General features: G+C 64.1%; 10 protein-coding genes. 8 read left to right on the top strand and 2 right to left on the bottom strand.

Annotated features, from left to right (window positions below; all coding sequences use genetic code 11):
* Positions 1 to 49: 49 nt before the first annotated feature.
* Positions 50 to 448: a helix-turn-helix domain-containing protein gene (locus BLW22_RS16120; protein WP_065925179.1), complete on the bottom strand. Its 399-nt coding sequence runs from the start codon at positions 446 to 448 to the stop codon at positions 50 to 52.
* A gap of 204 nt (positions 449 to 652) precedes the next feature.
* Between BLW22_RS16120 and BLW22_RS16115 the strand changes: the two genes are divergently transcribed.
* The 7 genes from BLW22_RS16115 to uvrA all read left to right on the top strand — a co-directional run bounded on the left by BLW22_RS16115 (position 653) and on the right by uvrA (position 13,102).
* Positions 653 to 1,561, top strand: coding sequence for a LysR family transcriptional regulator (locus BLW22_RS16115; RefSeq protein ID WP_027608660.1), 909 nt, complete (start codon positions 653 to 655; stop codon positions 1,559 to 1,561).
* A 1,337-nt stretch (positions 1,562 to 2,898) separates the two neighbouring features.
* Complete coding sequence (gene lexA / locus BLW22_RS16110) at positions 2,899 to 3,516, top strand: transcriptional repressor LexA (RefSeq protein WP_027608659.1); 618 nt, start codon at positions 2,899 to 2,901, stop codon at positions 3,514 to 3,516.
* Complete coding sequence (gene imuA / locus BLW22_RS16105) at positions 3,516 to 4,130, top strand: translesion DNA synthesis-associated protein ImuA (RefSeq protein WP_074847021.1); 615 nt, start codon at positions 3,516 to 3,518, stop codon at positions 4,128 to 4,130. The genes lexA and imuA overlap by 1 nt, the downstream gene beginning before the upstream one ends.
* 7 nt (positions 4,131 to 4,137) lie before the next feature.
* Entirely contained in the window at positions 4,138 to 5,553 is a 1,416-nt protein-coding gene (locus BLW22_RS16100; RefSeq protein WP_074847020.1) for a Y-family DNA polymerase, read from the top strand.
* A 139-nt stretch (positions 5,554 to 5,692) separates the two neighbouring features.
* On the top strand, positions 5,693 to 8,764 hold the full coding sequence (locus tag BLW22_RS16095) for an error-prone DNA polymerase (protein ID WP_074847019.1): 3,072 nt from the start codon (positions 5,693 to 5,695) through the stop codon (positions 8,762 to 8,764).
* 109 nt (positions 8,765 to 8,873) lie between these two features.
* Positions 8,874 to 10,586: an ATP-binding protein gene (locus BLW22_RS16090; RefSeq protein ID WP_074847018.1), complete on the top strand. Its 1,713-nt coding sequence runs from the start codon at positions 8,874 to 8,876 to the stop codon at positions 10,584 to 10,586.
* Positions 10,583 to 13,102, top strand: a complete 2,520-nt coding sequence (gene uvrA / locus BLW22_RS16085; RefSeq protein WP_074847017.1) for an excinuclease ABC subunit UvrA — start codon at positions 10,583 to 10,585, stop codon at positions 13,100 to 13,102. Before BLW22_RS16090 ends, uvrA begins: the two co-directional genes overlap by 4 nt.
* A gap of 335 nt (positions 13,103 to 13,437) precedes the next feature.
* On the opposite strand, the gene tkt is transcribed toward uvrA, so the two are convergent.
* On the bottom strand, positions 13,438 to 15,495 hold the full coding sequence (gene tkt / locus BLW22_RS16080) for a transketolase (protein ID WP_074847016.1): 2,058 nt from the start codon (positions 15,493 to 15,495) through the stop codon (positions 13,438 to 13,440).
* 175 nt (positions 15,496 to 15,670) lie between these two features.
* On the opposite strand from tkt, the gene BLW22_RS16075 reads away from it, so the two are divergent.
* Positions 15,671 to 15,895 carry a DUF465 domain-containing protein gene (locus BLW22_RS16075; protein ID WP_027608652.1) on the top strand — a complete coding sequence of 75 codons (225 nt, stop codon included), beginning with the start codon at positions 15,671 to 15,673 and terminating at the stop codon, positions 15,893 to 15,895.
* The last annotated feature ends 236 nt before the right edge of the window (positions 15,896 to 16,131 follow it).

The following is a 16,131-nucleotide window of genomic DNA, read 5'->3' as shown; positions in this document are numbered from 1 at the left end:
TGCTCTGGGAAAAGTAAGCGGCCAGCATATTCCAGGTGCATGCAGACCACTAGGCAGCGATCTCTTGAGGCTTGTGACGCAGTTGGTGATTTCGCCAGGTCATCGGGTTGACGCCCTCGCTGCGCGTGAACATATGGCAGAAATGCGCCTGGTCGCAAAACCCGCACTCCAGGCTGATTTGCGTGAGGCTCAAGGAGGAGCCGGTGATCAGTTCCTTGGCCCGCTGGATGCGTTGCTGGCGTATCCATTCCTGGGGCGACAGCCCGGTGGTGCACTTGAATGCGCGGGAAAAATGGCTGCGCGACAGGGCGCAGGCCTGGGCCAGGTCGGCAATCGCCAGGCTTTCCCCGAGGTTGGCGAGGATCAATTGCTTGGCGATCCGCTCGCGCCGGGGGCACAGGCCGCCGGTGGCGGATAAGCGAGGAGTACAGTACGCAGGTCGGGCCATGACGAATATCCGCAGTCGATGGGAGCGTTCCCGGTGAATGGATGCAGTGTAGACCGGCTCATTTTTGGCGCCCCACCGTCTGGCTGGCGAGTTAATCGTTGTTAATTTCGCCAGGTTCGGTCACGAAAAAGACAGCACAGGCATGCAATCCAGGCAGTGTTTTTCCTGCTTAGCTGGCAGCCTGCTAACCGTTTGGATACCGCCATGAACCGCAACGACCTGCGCCGCGTCGACATGAACCTGTTGGTGATTTTCGAAGCGCTGATGTTCGAGAAGAACCTGACTCGGGTCGCCGAAAAGCTCTTCATGGGCCAACCGGCGGTGAGTGCGGCATTGGGCCGGCTGCGAGATTTGTTCGACGACCCGTTGCTGCTGCGCAACGGCCGGGGCATGGAGCCCACGCCACGCGCCGTGGCGATACTCAAGGAGCTGCAACCGGCCATGGACACCATTTCAGGCGCAGTCAGCCGCGCCAAGGATTTCGACCCTTCCACCAGCTGTGCGGTGTTCCGCATCGGCCTGTCCGACGACGCCGAGTTCGGCCTGTTCCCGCCGTTGCTCAGCCAACTGCGCGAAGAAGCCCCGGGCATTATCGTGGTAGTACGCCGCGCCAATTACCTGCTGATGTCCGCATTACTGGCCAGTGGCGAGATCTCGGTGGGCGTGAGCTACACCACTGAACTGCCGGCGAATGCCAAGCGCAGGAAACTGCGGGACATTCCCTGCAAGGTGCTGCGCGGGGATGACGGCGTCGAACCGCTGACCCTCGACGATTATTGCGCACGGCCCCATGCGATGGTGTCGTTCTCGGGGGACTTGAGCGGCAATATCGACCTGGACCTGGCCCGTATCGGCCGTGCCCGGCGGGTGGTGCTGGCGGTACCGCAGTTCAGTGGCTTGCGGGCGCTGCTGGCCGGTACGCAGATTATTGCCACGGTGCCGGACTATGCGGCGTGTGCGTTGACCGAGGGCACGGCGCTGCGGGCAGAGGATCCGCCGTTTGCGATCGATGCGGCGGAGTTGTCGATGGTGTGGAGTGGGGTGCATGACAATGACCCGGCGGAGCGGTGGTTGAGGGGCAGGATTGCGCAGCATATGGCGGGAGGGGGGTGAGCTTGGTGGCTTCTGGGCCGACCGGAGTTGTTCCGGGTGTACTCGGTAGAAATGTGGAAGGGGCTTGCCCCCGATGAGCATAAGTATCTACACAACTTCTTTCAGCGGTCTGTGGCGAGGGAGGCCGCCCAGCCTGTAAACAGGCTGCGCTTTCGCGCAGAGAACATGCCGATAAATCGGCAAATAATTTATTTTTAAAATTAATGAGATAAATTTTGTTCTATAAGAGCTTGCTCCCGTGGCGGCCTTCGGGCCGACCGTTTTTTTGGAGTTTTAGCGAGTACATATCCGTTGCTGCGGTAACGGCGGCTTAGGGTTCCGCCCTTACGGCGGCTCACTTTTGGAGGGACCCAAAAGTAAGCAAAAAGGTCCTCGCCCCACCACTCGGCACCTCGCCTAGGCTCGGTGTGCCCTCACTCCGGCTTTGGAGCGTGGGCCGCCACGACGGGCCATCCCTGGCCCAGCGCGGCTAACCCGGCGTCCTGCCGGGTTACCCACGCTCCAAAGCCTGCGTTCGGCCAGCGTGTTTGACGGGGCGATTTGAGATCAAAAGCCAAAGCGCGGCGGCCTTAGAGCCGACCGGAGTTGGGTCTGGTGTACTGGGTTAAAAATGTGGGAGGGGCGGTGCGACGATTCGACTTGCCCCCGATTGCAGTGGGTCAGTACCAAATCCATCAACTGACACTCCCTCATCGGGGGCAAGCCCCCTCCCACATTTGGATCTCCATCCAGCAGGTAGACCTCAGCCTGCTTTTGCTCTGCTTTTGCTCTGGCTTTTGATCTTGATCCTAGGCGCCCCGTCAACCACGCTGGCCGAACGCAGGCTTGAATCCGTGGGTAACCCGGCAGGACGCCGGGTTAGCCGTCCTGGGCCAGGGATGGCCCATGACGGCGGCCCACGGATTCAAGCCTGCGTTCGGGCATACCGAGCCTAGGCGAGGTACCGAGTGGTGGGGCGAAGGCCTTTTGCTTACTTTTGGGCCTTTCCAAAAGTGAGCCGCCGTAAGGGCGGAACCAATATCAGCCGTGACCGCAGCAACGGATATGTACTCGGTCAAACCCAACGACATGGTCGGCCCGAAGGCCGCCACGGAAGCAAGCTCCCTCGCCACAGACCACTGAAAATTGTGTAGATACCCATGCCCCCGATGAGGGCGTGTCAGTTGATGGATTTGGTACTGACCCACTGCAATCGGGGGCAAGTCGAATCGTCGCACCGTCCCTCCCACATTTGATCTGCATACATCAGGTATGCCGTTACCTGAATAACGGATATGTACTCAGTCAACTCAACCCCGACTACCGGCTCTTGTAAGAAATTTCCCAGAAGAGTACAAATGTACTCCATGACGACCCTGACCCCCCGCCGCACCGCCATCCTGACCTTTATCCGCGACCGTATCGCGCAGCAAGGCCAACCCCCCAGCCTCGCCGAGATCGCCGAGGCGTTCGGCTTTGCCTCCCGCAGCGTCGCGCGCAAGCACGTCGTGGCCCTGGCCGAAGCCGGTTTCATCGAGGTCAACCCCAACCAGGCGCGCGGCATTCGTTTGCTCAACCAGCCCCCGCGCCCGGAGTGGCTGGATGTCCCTGTACTCGGCCGAGTGGCAGCCGGCCGGCCCATCGGCGCGGATGCCGACGTGCACAGCCGCCTGCAACTCGACCCCGCCACTTTTGCGAAAACCCCGGATTACCTGTTGCGGGTGCAAGGCGACTCGATGATCGAGGACGGCATCCTCGACGGCGACCTGGTGGGTGTGCGCCGCAGTGCCGAAGCGGTGAACGGGCAGATTGTGGTGGCGCGCCTGGACGGTGAAGTCACCATCAAGCGTTTCGAGCGCAGTGGCGAGCGTGTGCGTCTGCTGCCGCGTAACCCCGCATACGAACCTATCGTGGTCGGCCCCGACCAGGACCTGGCCATCGAAGGGGTGTTCTGCGGCCTGGTGAGGCAAGGCTGATGGGCGCCGTGGTTGCACTGGATACGCTGTTCAATGGCGGCCGCGTCTGGAAAGGCCGGCCTGTCGCGCCTCCGGCCAGCGTGCAGCCTACGGGGCTGGCGGCGCTGGATGCGGTGCTGCCCACGGGCGGCTGGCCGGAGTCGGCCTTGAGCGAAATCCTGATGGCCAGGGACGGTATCGGCGAACTGCAACTGGTGCTGCCGACCCTGGCGCGATTATCGGCGGCGGGGGAGCGCATTGTGCTGGTGGCGCCGCCCTATACCCCGTACCCCCACGCATGGCAGAACGCCGGGGTGGATTTGCGCCAGCTGTCGGTGGTCCAGGCCGAGGCGCGGGATGTGCTGTGGGCGGTGGAACAATGCCTGCGCTCCGGCAGTTGCGGCGCGGTGCTGTGCTGGCCGCGCAAGGCGGATGACCGCGCCTTGCGTCGCTTGCAGGTGGCCGCGGAAACCGGGCAGACCCTGGCGTTTGCCTGGCGCGCCTTGAGTGAAGCGATCAACCCTTCGCCCGCCGCCCTGCGCCTGGCCGTCGAGGCCAAACCTGCCCGGGTGCGGGTGCTCAAGTGCCGGGGTGGCTTGGCTCATCCGGCGCCGATTGCACTGGCGGGGCACTGAGGTTGCCATGCGCTGGGTGTGTATTGTCTTCCCGCAATTGGCGCTGGACGGGGTGCAGCGCCTGCACCCCGAGCCCGACCAACCCCTGGCGCTGCTGGCCGGCACACCGCAGCGGCGCGTGCTGCAAACCGTCAATGACGCCGCCCGCGCACTGGGCCTGCGCCCGGGGCAATCGCTGACGGCCGCCCATGCCCTGGCCAAGACCTTTGCCAGTGCCGAATACGACCCCGTGGAGATCGAGCGCTGGCAGCAGTTTCTCGCCGCCTGGGCCTACCGCTTCAGCTCCCAGGTCAGTGTGTATTACCCGCGTGCCTTGCTGTTCGAGATCGAATCGAGCCTGGGCCTGTTCGGGCCCTGGCCTCGGTTCGAGGCACGCCTGCGCCAGGAGTTGACCGAGCTGGGCTTTCGTCACCGTATCGTCGCCGCGCCCAACCCGGCGGCGGCGCGGGTGCTGGCCAATCTCTACGATGGCCTGGCCGTGGTCGATGAGGAGGGGTTGCTCCAGGCCCTGGCGCCATTGCCCATCGACCGCGCCGGCCTCGACCCGCAGGTGGCCACCGCGTTGTCGCGCATGGGCCTGCGTACCCTGGCCCAGGTGCAGGCGTTGCCCCGGCACACCCTGGCGCGGCGCTTTGATGCCGGCCTGCTCAAGCACCTCGATGCCTTGACCGGGCAACGGCCGTTGGCCCTGGCGTTCTATCAGCCGCCGGACCAGTTCGATGTGCGCATCGAGTTGAATTTCGATGTGCAATCCCACCAGGCCTTGTTATTCCCCCTGCGCCGTTTGACCGGCGACCTCTCGGCGTTCCTCTGCGGCCGTGACAGTGGCGTGCAGCGTTTCGACCTGCACCTGGAACATGCCGATGCACCGGACAGTGTGATCAAGGTCGGCCTGCTGAGCGCCGAGCGTGAGCCGGCGATGCTGTTCGAACTGGCCCGTGGGCGCCTGGAGCACGTGCAAGTCACCTCGCCGGTGCGTGGTTTTCGCCTGGTGGCCCAGGACCTGCCGGTGTTCGTGCCGCAACGCCAGGACCTGTTCGACGATCGCCCGCAACAGACCCTGCCGTGGGAACAACTGCGCGAACGCCTGCGTGCACGCCTGGGGGATGAGGCGGTGCAAGGCCTGCGCTTCCATGCCGACCATCGCCCCGAATGCGCCTGGCAAATGGCGGCGGATAAAAGCCCGTGCGCCACCTTGAACAAGGTGCGGCGTCCCGGCTGGTTGCTTGACGAACCGACCTTGCTGGCCGAGCAGGGCGTGCAGATCCTCATGGGCCCGGAGCGCATCGAATCCGGCTGGTGGGACGGTGCTGATATTCGCCGCGACTACTACCTGATCCAGACCCGCGCCGGCCAGCAAGGCTGGGCCTATCGCTGCGTGGGGCAAAGCGATGGGCTGTGGCTGCAGGGCTGGTTCGCATGAGCCCCCATAGGCTGCAACCGGCCCTCTGTAGGAGCGAGCTTGCTCGCGAAAAACCTAAGGGCACCGCGATGACCCAGGGCTCCCGCGTCATCGTTAACGCGCTTCGCGAGCAAGCTCGCTCCTACAGGCGGCGGTGGCCATGAGTTATGCCGAGCTGCACTGCCTGTCGAACTTCAGCTTCCAACGCGGCGCCTCCAGCGCCCTGGAGTTGTTCGAGCGGGCCAAGCGCCAGGGCTACAGCGCCCTGGCGATCACCGATGAATGTACCTTGTCGGGCATCGTGCGGGCCTGGCAGGCGGCGAAGGCGGTGGGCTTGCCGCTGATTATCGGCAGCGAAGTGCGCATCGAAAACGGCCCGAAACTGGTGCTGCTGGTGCAGGACCTCAGCGGCTACCAGCACCTGTGCCGCTTGATCACCGTGGCCCGACGCCGGGCTGAAAAAGGTCGCTACCGCCTGCTGCTGGAAGACTTCGAGCAGCCGTTGCCCGGCCTGCTGGCGCTGTGGGTCGCCGAAGACAGTGACACCCAGGCCTCCATCCACTGGCTGCGCCGTACCTTCGCCGAACGCCTGTGGCTGGCGGTGCACCTGCACTGCGGCCAGGACGATGCGCGGCATCTGGAGCAACGCCTGCACCTGGCCGCCAGCCTGCAGATTCCGGCGGTGGCCTGCGGCGATGTGCATATGCATGCCCGTGGCCGCCGCGCCCTGCAAGACACCATGACCGCGATCCGCCATCACGTGCCGGTGGCCGACGCCGGCACGCGCCTGCACCCCAACGGCGAGCGGCATCTGCGCAGCCTCGACGCCCTGGCCACGCTGTACCCGCAGGCGCTGCTCGACGAAACCCTGGCCATCGCCCAGCGCTGCCGCTTCGATCTTGGCCAGTTGCGCTATCACTACCCGCGCGAGCTGGTGCCCGAGGGCCACGATGCCGAATCCTGGTTGCGCGCCGTCACCGACGAAGGCATCGCCCGGCGCTGGCCGCACGGGGTCGACGCCAAGACCTTGCAGCAGATCCATCACGAGCTGACATTGATCAGCAAACTGGGTTACGAAAGCTACTTCCTCACGGTGCACGACATCGTGCGCTTCGCCCGCAGCCGGTCGATCCTGTGCCAGGGCCGGGGCTCGGCAGCCAACTCGGCGGTGTGTTTTGCCCTGGGCATCACCGAGATCGACCCGAGCCTGACGAGTACGCTGTTTGAGCGCTTCCTGTCAGAGGAACGCAACGAGCCGCCGGACATCGACGTCGACTTCGAGCACGAACGTCGCGAAGAAGTGCTGCAGTACGTGTTCCAGCGTTATGGCCGTACCCGCGCGGCGCTGACGGCGGTGGTCAGCAGTTACCACGCCGCCGGTGCGGTGCGCGATGTGGCCAAGGCCCTGGGCTTGCCGCCGGACCAGATCAACGCGCTGGCCGAATGCTGCGGGCGCTGGAGTGACGATGCGCCGCCCCTGGAACGCCTGCGCGAAAGCGGCTTCGACCCGGACAGCCAGATCCTGCGCCGTGTGCTGACGCTCACCCAGCAACTGATCGGTTTTCCCCGGCACCTGTCCCAGCACCCCGGGGGCTTCGTGATTTCCGAATACCCACTGGATACCCTGGTGCCGGTGGAAAACGCCGCCATGGCCGAGCGCACCATCATCCAGTGGGACAAGGATGACCTCGATGCGGTCGGCCTGCTCAAGGTGGATATTCTCGCCCTGGGCATGCTCAGCGCGATCCGCCGCTGTTTCGATCTGCTGCGGCGCCATCGCCATCTGGACTTTTCCCTGGCGACGATCCCCAAGGAGGACCCGGCCACCTACGCGATGATCAGCAAGGCCGACACCATCGGCGTGTTCCAGATCGAGTCGCGGGCGCAGATGTCGATGTTGCCCAGATTGCGGCCGCAAAAATTCTACGACCTGGTCATCGAGGTCGCTATCGTGCGCCCCGGGCCGATCCAGGGCGGCATGGTGCATCCCTACCTGCGCCGACGTAACGAAGAGGAGCCCACCACCTATCCGTCGCCGGAGCTTGAGGCGGTGCTCAAGCGCACCCTGGGCATCCCGCTGTTCCAGGAACAGGTGATGCAGATCGCCATGGTCGCCGCCGACTACAGCCCCGGCGAGGCCGACCAGTTGCGCCGTTCCATGGCCGCCTGGAAACGCCACGGTGGCCTGGAACCGCATCAAGCACGCCTGCGCACCGGCATGTTGAAAAATGGCTACACCGAGGCTTTTGCCGCGCAGATCTTCGAACAGATCAAGGGCTTCGGCAGCTATGGTTTCCCCGAGTCCCACGCCGCCAGTTTCGCCTTGCTGACCTACGCCAGTTGCTGGCTCAAATGCCATGAGCCGGCGGCCTTCGCCTGTGCGTTGATCAACAGCTGGCCCATGGGGTTCTACAGCCCGGACCAGATCCTGCAGGATGCGCGGCGCCATCGCTTGCAGATCCGCCCGGTGGATGTGCAGGCCAGCGACTGGGATTGCAGCCTGGAACCCATCGATGGCCAGCAACCGGCGATTCGCATGGGGTTGCGCATGATCTCGGGGTTTCGCGAAGAGGATGGGCGGCGCATCGAAGCCGCACGTCAGCGCCGGGCGTTCAGGGATATTGCCGATCTGGACGCCCGCGCCGGGCTGGATGCGCGCACCCAGGTGTTGCTGGCGGATGCCGGGGCCTTGCGTGCCCTGGCCGGCAACCGGCATACGGCGCGCTGGGCCGTGGCAGGGGTGCATAAGCAGCTTGGCTTGTTCGCCGGCCTGTCCAGCCCCGATGAGGCGCGGGTGGAACTGCCGAAACCGACGGTGGGCGAGGATCTGCACGCCGACTACGCCACGCTTGGCACCACCCTTGGCCCGCACCCATTGGCGCTGCTGCGCGCCGAGCTGCGTAAACGGCGTTGCCGCAGCTCGAATGAACTGCAGGCGGTGGAGCACGGGCGCACTGTCAGCGTCGCCGGGCTGGTCACCGGTCGCCAGCGCCCCGGCACGGCCAGTGGCGTGACCTTTGTCACCCTCGAAGATGAATTCGGCAACCTCAACGTGGTGGTCTGGCGCGACCTGGCCGAACGTCAGCGCCAGGCCCTGGTGGGGTCGCGATTGCTCAAGGTGGACGGGCGTTGGGAGGCGGTGGGCGAGGTGCGACACCTGATCGCCGGGCGCCTGACCGACCTGACGCCACTGCTGGACGGCATCACGGTGCGCAGCCGGGATTTTCACTGAGGCGGGTAGCGCCGGCGGTGATTACCCCCTAATTTATACAAAATGAAACCATCGCCCCTTGATACGTTCCAAATTTTGCGACCGTCCTTTCTCTGCGCAGAGCCGAACGATGCAATTCTTATCCGACCCCCACGGCTGTGAAGGTTGGGCCGGCGAAATGGCCCAGCGCATTCGCGCATTTGACTGGTCAACCACCGACCTGGGACCCCTTGACCGCTGGTCCACCAGCCTCGCCTGTACCGTGCAGATGATGCTGGCATCCCCCGTGCCCATGGTGATGCTCTGGGGGCCGGCGGGGTACATGATCTACAACGACAGCTATTCGGTGTTTGCCGGTGGCCGCCATCCTTATTTGCTCGGCACGCCGGTGGAGCTGGGCTGGCCGGAAGTCGCCGACTTCAACCGCCATGTGGTGGACACCTGCCTGGCCGGCGGCACCTTGTCGTTCAACAACAAAGACCTGGTACTGCTGCGCAACGGCCAGCCGGAAACGGTGTGGCTGGATCTTTATTACAGCCCCGTCGCCGGGGATAACCAGCAACCGGCCGGTGTGCTGGCGATTGTGGTGGAGACCACCGCCCACGTGCATTCCGAACGCGTGCGCCAGGAATTGACCCATAACCTGGAGCAGCGCGTGGCCGCCGAAGTCCAGGCGCGTTCCGCCGCCGAAGACCAACTGCGCCAGTCGCAAAAGCTCGAAGCCATTGGTGGCCTGACCGGTGGCGTGGCCCACGACTTCAATAACCTGTTGCAAGTGATCGCCGGCAACCTGCACCTGCTGGCCCGCCATGAACCGGAGAATGCCCAGGTGCAGCGGCGGGTCACGGCGGCCATTGCAGCGGTGGAGCGGGGCGCCAAACTGTCCTCGCAACTGCTGGCCTTTGCCCGGCGCCAACCGTTGTCACCGGCCGTGTACAACCCGCAGCGCATCTACGCCGGGCTGGGCGAACTGCTGCAACGTGCGTTGGGTGAAACCATTCATATCGACGTGCAGTTGCCCCAGGATTCCTGGTGCATCAACGTCGATCGCAACCAGTTGGAAAATGCGCTGCTCAACCTGGCGATCAACGCCCGCGACGCCATGAAAGGCGAAGGCGTGATTCGCATCACCGGCGAAAACATCATCCTCAACCCCAAGGATTGCCGCGGCAAAAGCATCAAGCCAGGCGAGTATGTGCGCCTGGCCGTCACCGACATTGGCGTGGGCATGCCGGCAGCGATCCTGTCGCGGGTGTTCGAGCCGTTTTTCACCACCAAACGCGATGGCCACGGCACCGGCCTTGGCTTGAGCATGGTGTTTGGTTTTGTCCGCCAGAGCGGTGGGCATGTGGACGTGTGGAGCGAGGAGGGCAAGGGCACCGTGGTGCAAATGTACTTTCCGCGCAGCCTGGGCGAAGAAGTCCAGGAGACTCACTCAGAACCCGTGCCCCACGACATGGGCCAGGAGACCATCCTGGTGGTGGAGGACAACGAGGATGTGCGGGTGACCGTGGTGGATCTGCTCGAACAGGCAGGCTACACGGTGTTGACCGCCGAAGACGGCGACCGCGCGATGCAAGCCTTGCAGGACGGCGTGCGGCCCGACCTGATCTTCACCGATGTGGTGATGCCCGGCCGTATCAAAAGCACTGACCTGGCCGAGTGGGCCCGCGTCCAATCGCCGCCGGTGGCGGTGCTGTTCACCTCGGGGCACACCCGCGACATCCTCTCCAGCAATCACCTGCTCAGCGCTGACATTCATTTGCTGAGCAAACCCTACAGCCCCGAGGCCCTGACGCAACGGCTGCGCAGCGTGCTCACCGCCAGACAAGGTTGTTCATGACGTCACAGCGCAACATGCCTCCGATCACTGCCCAGCACCTTGGATTCGTAAAGGTGCGCGGCGCCCGCGAACACAACCTGAAGAACGTCGACGTGGACATTCCCCGGGATGCCCTGGTGGTGTTTACCGGCGTCTCCGGCTCGGGCAAATCGTCCCTGGCATTTTCCACAGTGTATGCCGAGGCCCAGCGCCGCTATTTCGAATCGGTGGCGCCCTATGCACGGCGCCTGATCGATCAGGTCGGCGTGCCGGATGTCGACAGCATCGAAGGTCTGCCGCCCGCCGTGGCGTTGCAGCAGCAGCGCGGCACGCCGAGTGCGCGTTCCTCAGTGGGCAGTGTGACCACCCTCTCGAGCCTGATCCGCATGCTGTATTCGCGTGCCGGCAGCTACCCGCCGGGACAGGCGATGCTGTATGCCGAGGACTTTTCGCCGAACCTGCCCCAGGGCGCGTGCCCGCAATGCCATGGCCTGGGCCGTGTGTATGAAGTGACCGAGGCGCTGATGGTGCCCGATCCGTCCCTGACCATCCGCCAGCGCGCGGTGGCGTCCTGGCCCCTGGCGTGGCAGGGCCAGAACCTGCGCGACATTCTCGTGACCCTGGGCTATGACGTGGATGTTCCCTGGCGCGACCTGCCGAAAAAACAGCGCGACTGGATCCTGTTCACCGAAGAAACCCCCACCGTACCGGTGTATGCCGGTTTCACCCCGGCGCAAACCCGCGATGCACTGAAACGCAAGCTGGAGCCAAGCTACCAGGGCACGTTCAGCGGCGCGCGGCGCTACATCCTGCACACCTTCACCCACACCCAAAGCGCGCTGATGAAGAAGCGCGTGTCGCAGTTCATGCAGGGCAGCGCCTGCCCGTTGTGCGAGGGCAAGCGGCTGACCCGGGCGGCGCTGTCGGTGAAGTTTGCCGGGGTGGACATTGGCGAGTTGTCGCAACTGTCATTGACGCAATTGGCCGCGTTGTTGCGGCCGGTGGCGGCGGGGCAGGACAAGATGAAGCTGTCGGTGGAAAAACGCCTGGCGGCCCAGCGCATCGCCGAGGATCTGCTGGAGCGGGTCAGTACCTTGATCGAATTGGGGTTGGGCTATCTGTCCCTGGAGCGCAGCACGCCGACCCTGTCGTCAGGGGAGTTGCAGCGCCTGCGCTTGGCCACGCAATTGGGCTCGCAGTTGTTCGGCGTGATCTATGTGCTGGATGAGCCCTCGGCAGGCTTGCATCCGGCAGATGGCGAAGCGTTGTTCACCGCGCTCGAACGCTTGAAAGCGGCGGGCAATTCGTTGTTTGTGGTGGAGCATGACCTGGAAACCATGCGCCGCGCCGACTGGCTGATCGATGTGGGCCCGGCCGCCGGCGAGCATGGCGGGCACGTGCTGTACAGCGGGCCACCGGCCGGTCTGGCGGACGTTGAGGCGTCGCAGACCCGGGCCTATCTGTTCGCCGACCAGCGCCCTGGGAACCCGGCGCGCCGTGAACCCAGCAACTGGCTGAGCCTGGAAGGCGTGACGCGCAATAACCTCAAGGACCTGAGCGTGGATGTCCCGTTGGGTTGCTTTACGGCGGTCACCGGTATTTCCGGCTCGGGCAAGTCCAGCCTGGTCAGCCAGGCGCTGCTGGAACTGGTGGGCAGCGGCCTCGGCAGCCGGGTGGAAAACGACGAAGAGCCGAGCCTGGAAGACGACGCCCCGCAAATCAGCGGCGGGCGCATCAGTGCCGGTCTGGAGCACATTCGCCGCCTGGTGCAGGTGGACCAGAAACCCATCGGCCGCACCCCGCGCTCCAACCTGGCGACCTACACCGGTTTGTTCGACAACGTGCGCAAGTTGTTTGCCGCCACGCCAGCGGCGAAGAAGCGCGATTACGACGCCGGGCAGTTCTCCTTCAACGTCGCCAAGGGCCGTTGCCCGAACTGCGAAGGCGAGGGCTTTGTCAGCGTCGAATTGCTGTTCATGCCCAGCGTCTACGCCCCGTGCCCGACCTGCCACGGCGCGCGCTACAACCCTGAAACCCTGGCCGTCAAATGGCAAGGCCTGAGCATCGCCCAGGTGCTGGGGCTGACCGTGGAACAAGCGGTGGAGGTGTTCGCCGAGCAACCTGGGGTACTGCGTTCACTGCACGTGCTGCGGGATATCGGCCTGGGTTACCTGCGCCTTGGGCAGCCGGCGACGGAACTATCCGGCGGCGAAGCGCAACGCATCAAACTGGCCACCGAGCTGCAACGCAATGCCCGGGGCGCGACGTTGTATGTGCTGGACGAACCCACCACCGGACTGCATCCGCGGGACGTCGACCGCCTGCTCAGCCAGCTCAATCAACTGGTGGATGGGGGGCATACGGTGGTCGTGGTGGAACATGAAATGCGTGTGGTGGCCCAGAGTGACTGGGTGATCGACATCGGACCGGGAGCCGGGGACCTGGGCGGCAAGGTGGTTGCCAGTGGGACACCGCAGAAGGTGGCCAAAAACAAAACCAGCCGCACCGCGCCATTCCTGGCCCGAGAGCTGCTCTGACAAGCGATGTAGTCCAAATGTGGGAGGGGGCTTGCTCCCGATGAGGGAGTGTCAGTCGCTAATAATTTGACTGAGCCACCGCCATCGGGGCATAGGTATCTACACAATTTTCAGAGACCGGCGAGTTCCCCTGTGGCGAGCGGGCTTGTCCCGCGTAGCGGCCCCAAAACAGCCGCTATGGAGTTTCTGATACACCGCATTCTGCTTTACTGGGGCTGCTGCGCAGCCCAACGCGGGACAAGCCCGCTCACCACAGAGTTATGTGTCAGCCTTTAAGAGTTGTGTAGATACCTATGGCCATCGGGGGCAAGCCCCCTCCCACATTTTGCTCAGCGTTAGGTCAGTTGGATCTGTGCCCTGGCCTGCTTCACCACATTCTCAACCGTAAACCCGAACTGCTCCTGCAACTTCGCCAGCGGCGCCGATGCGCCGAAGCTGTTCATCACTACCTTGGCGCCGGTCTGGCCGACATAGCGGTCCCAGCCTAGTGGCCCGGCCTGTTCCACCACTACCCGGGCCTTCACTGCCGGCGGCAACACGCTGTCGCGGTAGGCCTGGTCCTGGTCTTCGAACAGTTCCCAGCTGGGCATTGATACCACCTGCGCGGCAATCCCTGCGCTTTTCAATTGCTCATACGCGGCCACCGCCAGGCTGACTTCACTGCCGCTCGCCAGCAGAATCACCTGAGGATCATCCGCCCTCGCCAACACATAGGCGCCCTTGGCCGCCCCCGATGCCGCTGCGTACTTCGTACGATCCAGCGTCGGCAGGGGCTGGCGGGACAGCACCACGCAACTTGGCCGGTGGGTCTGCGCCAGCGCGACCTTCCACACTTCCAGGGTTTCATTCGCGTCGCCGGGGCGCAGGGTCAGCAACCCCGGCGTGGCGCGCAGTTGGGTCAGGTGTTCGATGGGCTGGTGGGTCGGCCCATCTTCGCCCACGCCAATCGAGTCATGGGTGAAGACGAACACCACCGGCAACTCCATGATCGCGGCCAGGCGGATCGGCGGCTTCATGTAGTCGCTGAACACCAGGAACGTCGAGGTGTACGGCCGCAGGTAGGACAGCGCCATGCCGTTGGCAATCGCGCCCATGGCGTGTTCGCGGATGCCGAAGTGCAGGTTGCGCCCGCTGTAGTCGTCGGCACTGAAACGCCCGGCACCGTCGAAGGTGAGGTTGGTCTTGGTCGAGGGCGACAGGTCCGCCGAGCCGCCGAGCAGCCACGGGATCTGCCGGGCAAAGGCATTCAGTACTTCGCCACCGGCGGCACGGCTGGCCACGCCCTTGCCGTCGGGGTCGAAACCGGGCAGGTCATCCTGCCAACGCTCCGGCATTTCGCCGGCACGCATGCGGCGCAACTCCTCGGCCAGTTCCGGCTCGTGCTGCTGCAGCTGCGACAGGCTGTGCTGCCAGGCGTCATACAACGGCTGGCTGCGCTCCAGCAGGGCGTCACGCAACACCGTGCGGGCCTCATCGGGGACCAGGAAGCTGGAATCCTGCGGCCAGCCATACGCGGCCTTGGTCAGGCGGATTTCCTCATCGCCCAACGGCTCGCCATGGGCGGCGGCGGTGTTGTGTTTGTGTGGCGAACCGTAGCCGATCACGCTGTCGACCACGATCAGGGTCGGCGCGCCGGTGTTGCCCTTGAAGGTGTTCAGCGCCTCGTTCAAGGCCTGCAAATCATTCGCGTCGGTGACGTGCACGGTGTGCCAGCCATAGGCCTGGAAGCGCTTGATCACGTCCTCGCTGAAGGCCAGCTCGGTGTGGCCTTCGATGCTGATGGTGTTGTTGTCGTAGATCCAGCAGAGGTTATCCAGCTTCAGGTGCCCGGCCATGGACGCGGCTTCGCTGCTGATGCCCTCCATCACGTCGCCGTCGCCGCACAGGGTGTAGACGTTGTAGTCGAACAGCACCTGGCCGTCGCGGTTGAAACGCTTGCCCAGCCAACGCTCGGCCATGGCCATGCCGACACTGTTGGCGCAGCCCTGGCCCAGCGGCCCGGTGGTGGTTTCCACGCCGGTGGTCATGCGGTACTCGGGGTGGCCGGGGGTCTTGGAACTCATCTGGCGGAACTGCTTGATATCGTCCAGGCTGATCGCCGGTTGCCCCGAACGTTTGCCGTGGGCATCGATCTCGACCACACCGGCCAGGTGCAGCAGCGAATACAGCAGCATCGACGCATGCCCCACCGACAACACAAAGCGGTCACGGTTGGGCCAGTCGGGATGCTCGGGGTGGTAGCGCAGGCAGCGGCTCCACAGCGTATACCCCACCGGCGCCAGGCCCATGGGCGTGCCGGGGTGGCCGGAGTTGGCCTTCTGCACGGCGTCCATGGCCAGGGTGCGCAGGGTGTTAATGCATTGGGTGTCGACAGCGGTGGCAGCATGAGTCATGAAACCGTTCTCCCTCGGGTGGCGATCTACAGTGGAGGGCTGGGTGTGGCAAAGGTTTGATCCCATTGCCCGCGCCACGACGAACGGGGATGGATTGACCCTGAACATGACAAGACCGGCTGGAATGGGCTAGCTTCAAGGGGGTAAGCCATTGATCAACATGCGGAGGTACGCCATGCCAGTGAAACACGACCTGTATCAGGATTTGGGGTTGAGCAAGGAAGCCGTTCACGAACGCAGGGCGAACGACAAACGCCTGGACTCGCTGTTCACTCAATACGATGCGGCCGATGGGGAGGTGCTGAAGGCGGAATCGGCCAAGGCCAGCGATGAGGAGGTGGAGAAGCTGAAGAAGAAACGCCTGTTGGTCAAGGACGAGATTGTGGGGCGATTGGGTTAAATGAAAATCTTGACCCACCGGTAGGAGCGAGCTTGCTCGCGAAGAACGTCAACGATTACGCAGCTCTTCTGATTTAACGCGGCGTTCTCAAGTTTTTCGCGAGCAAGCTCGCTCCTACAAAAAGCACAGCGTATTTATTCAGGATTGTCTTAGGGACATCATTCACGCCACTGTCTATGATCCCGCTCGCCCGCCCGGCCCTGGGGACTGTTGCGGCGCAAGGATTGCGCCGGTGA

Source organism: Pseudomonas marginalis, assembly GCF_900105325.1.
Taxonomy (GTDB): Bacteria; Pseudomonadota; Gammaproteobacteria; order Pseudomonadales; family Pseudomonadaceae; genus Aquipseudomonas; species Aquipseudomonas marginalis.
This window is presented reverse-complemented; position numbering and strand designations above follow the sequence as displayed.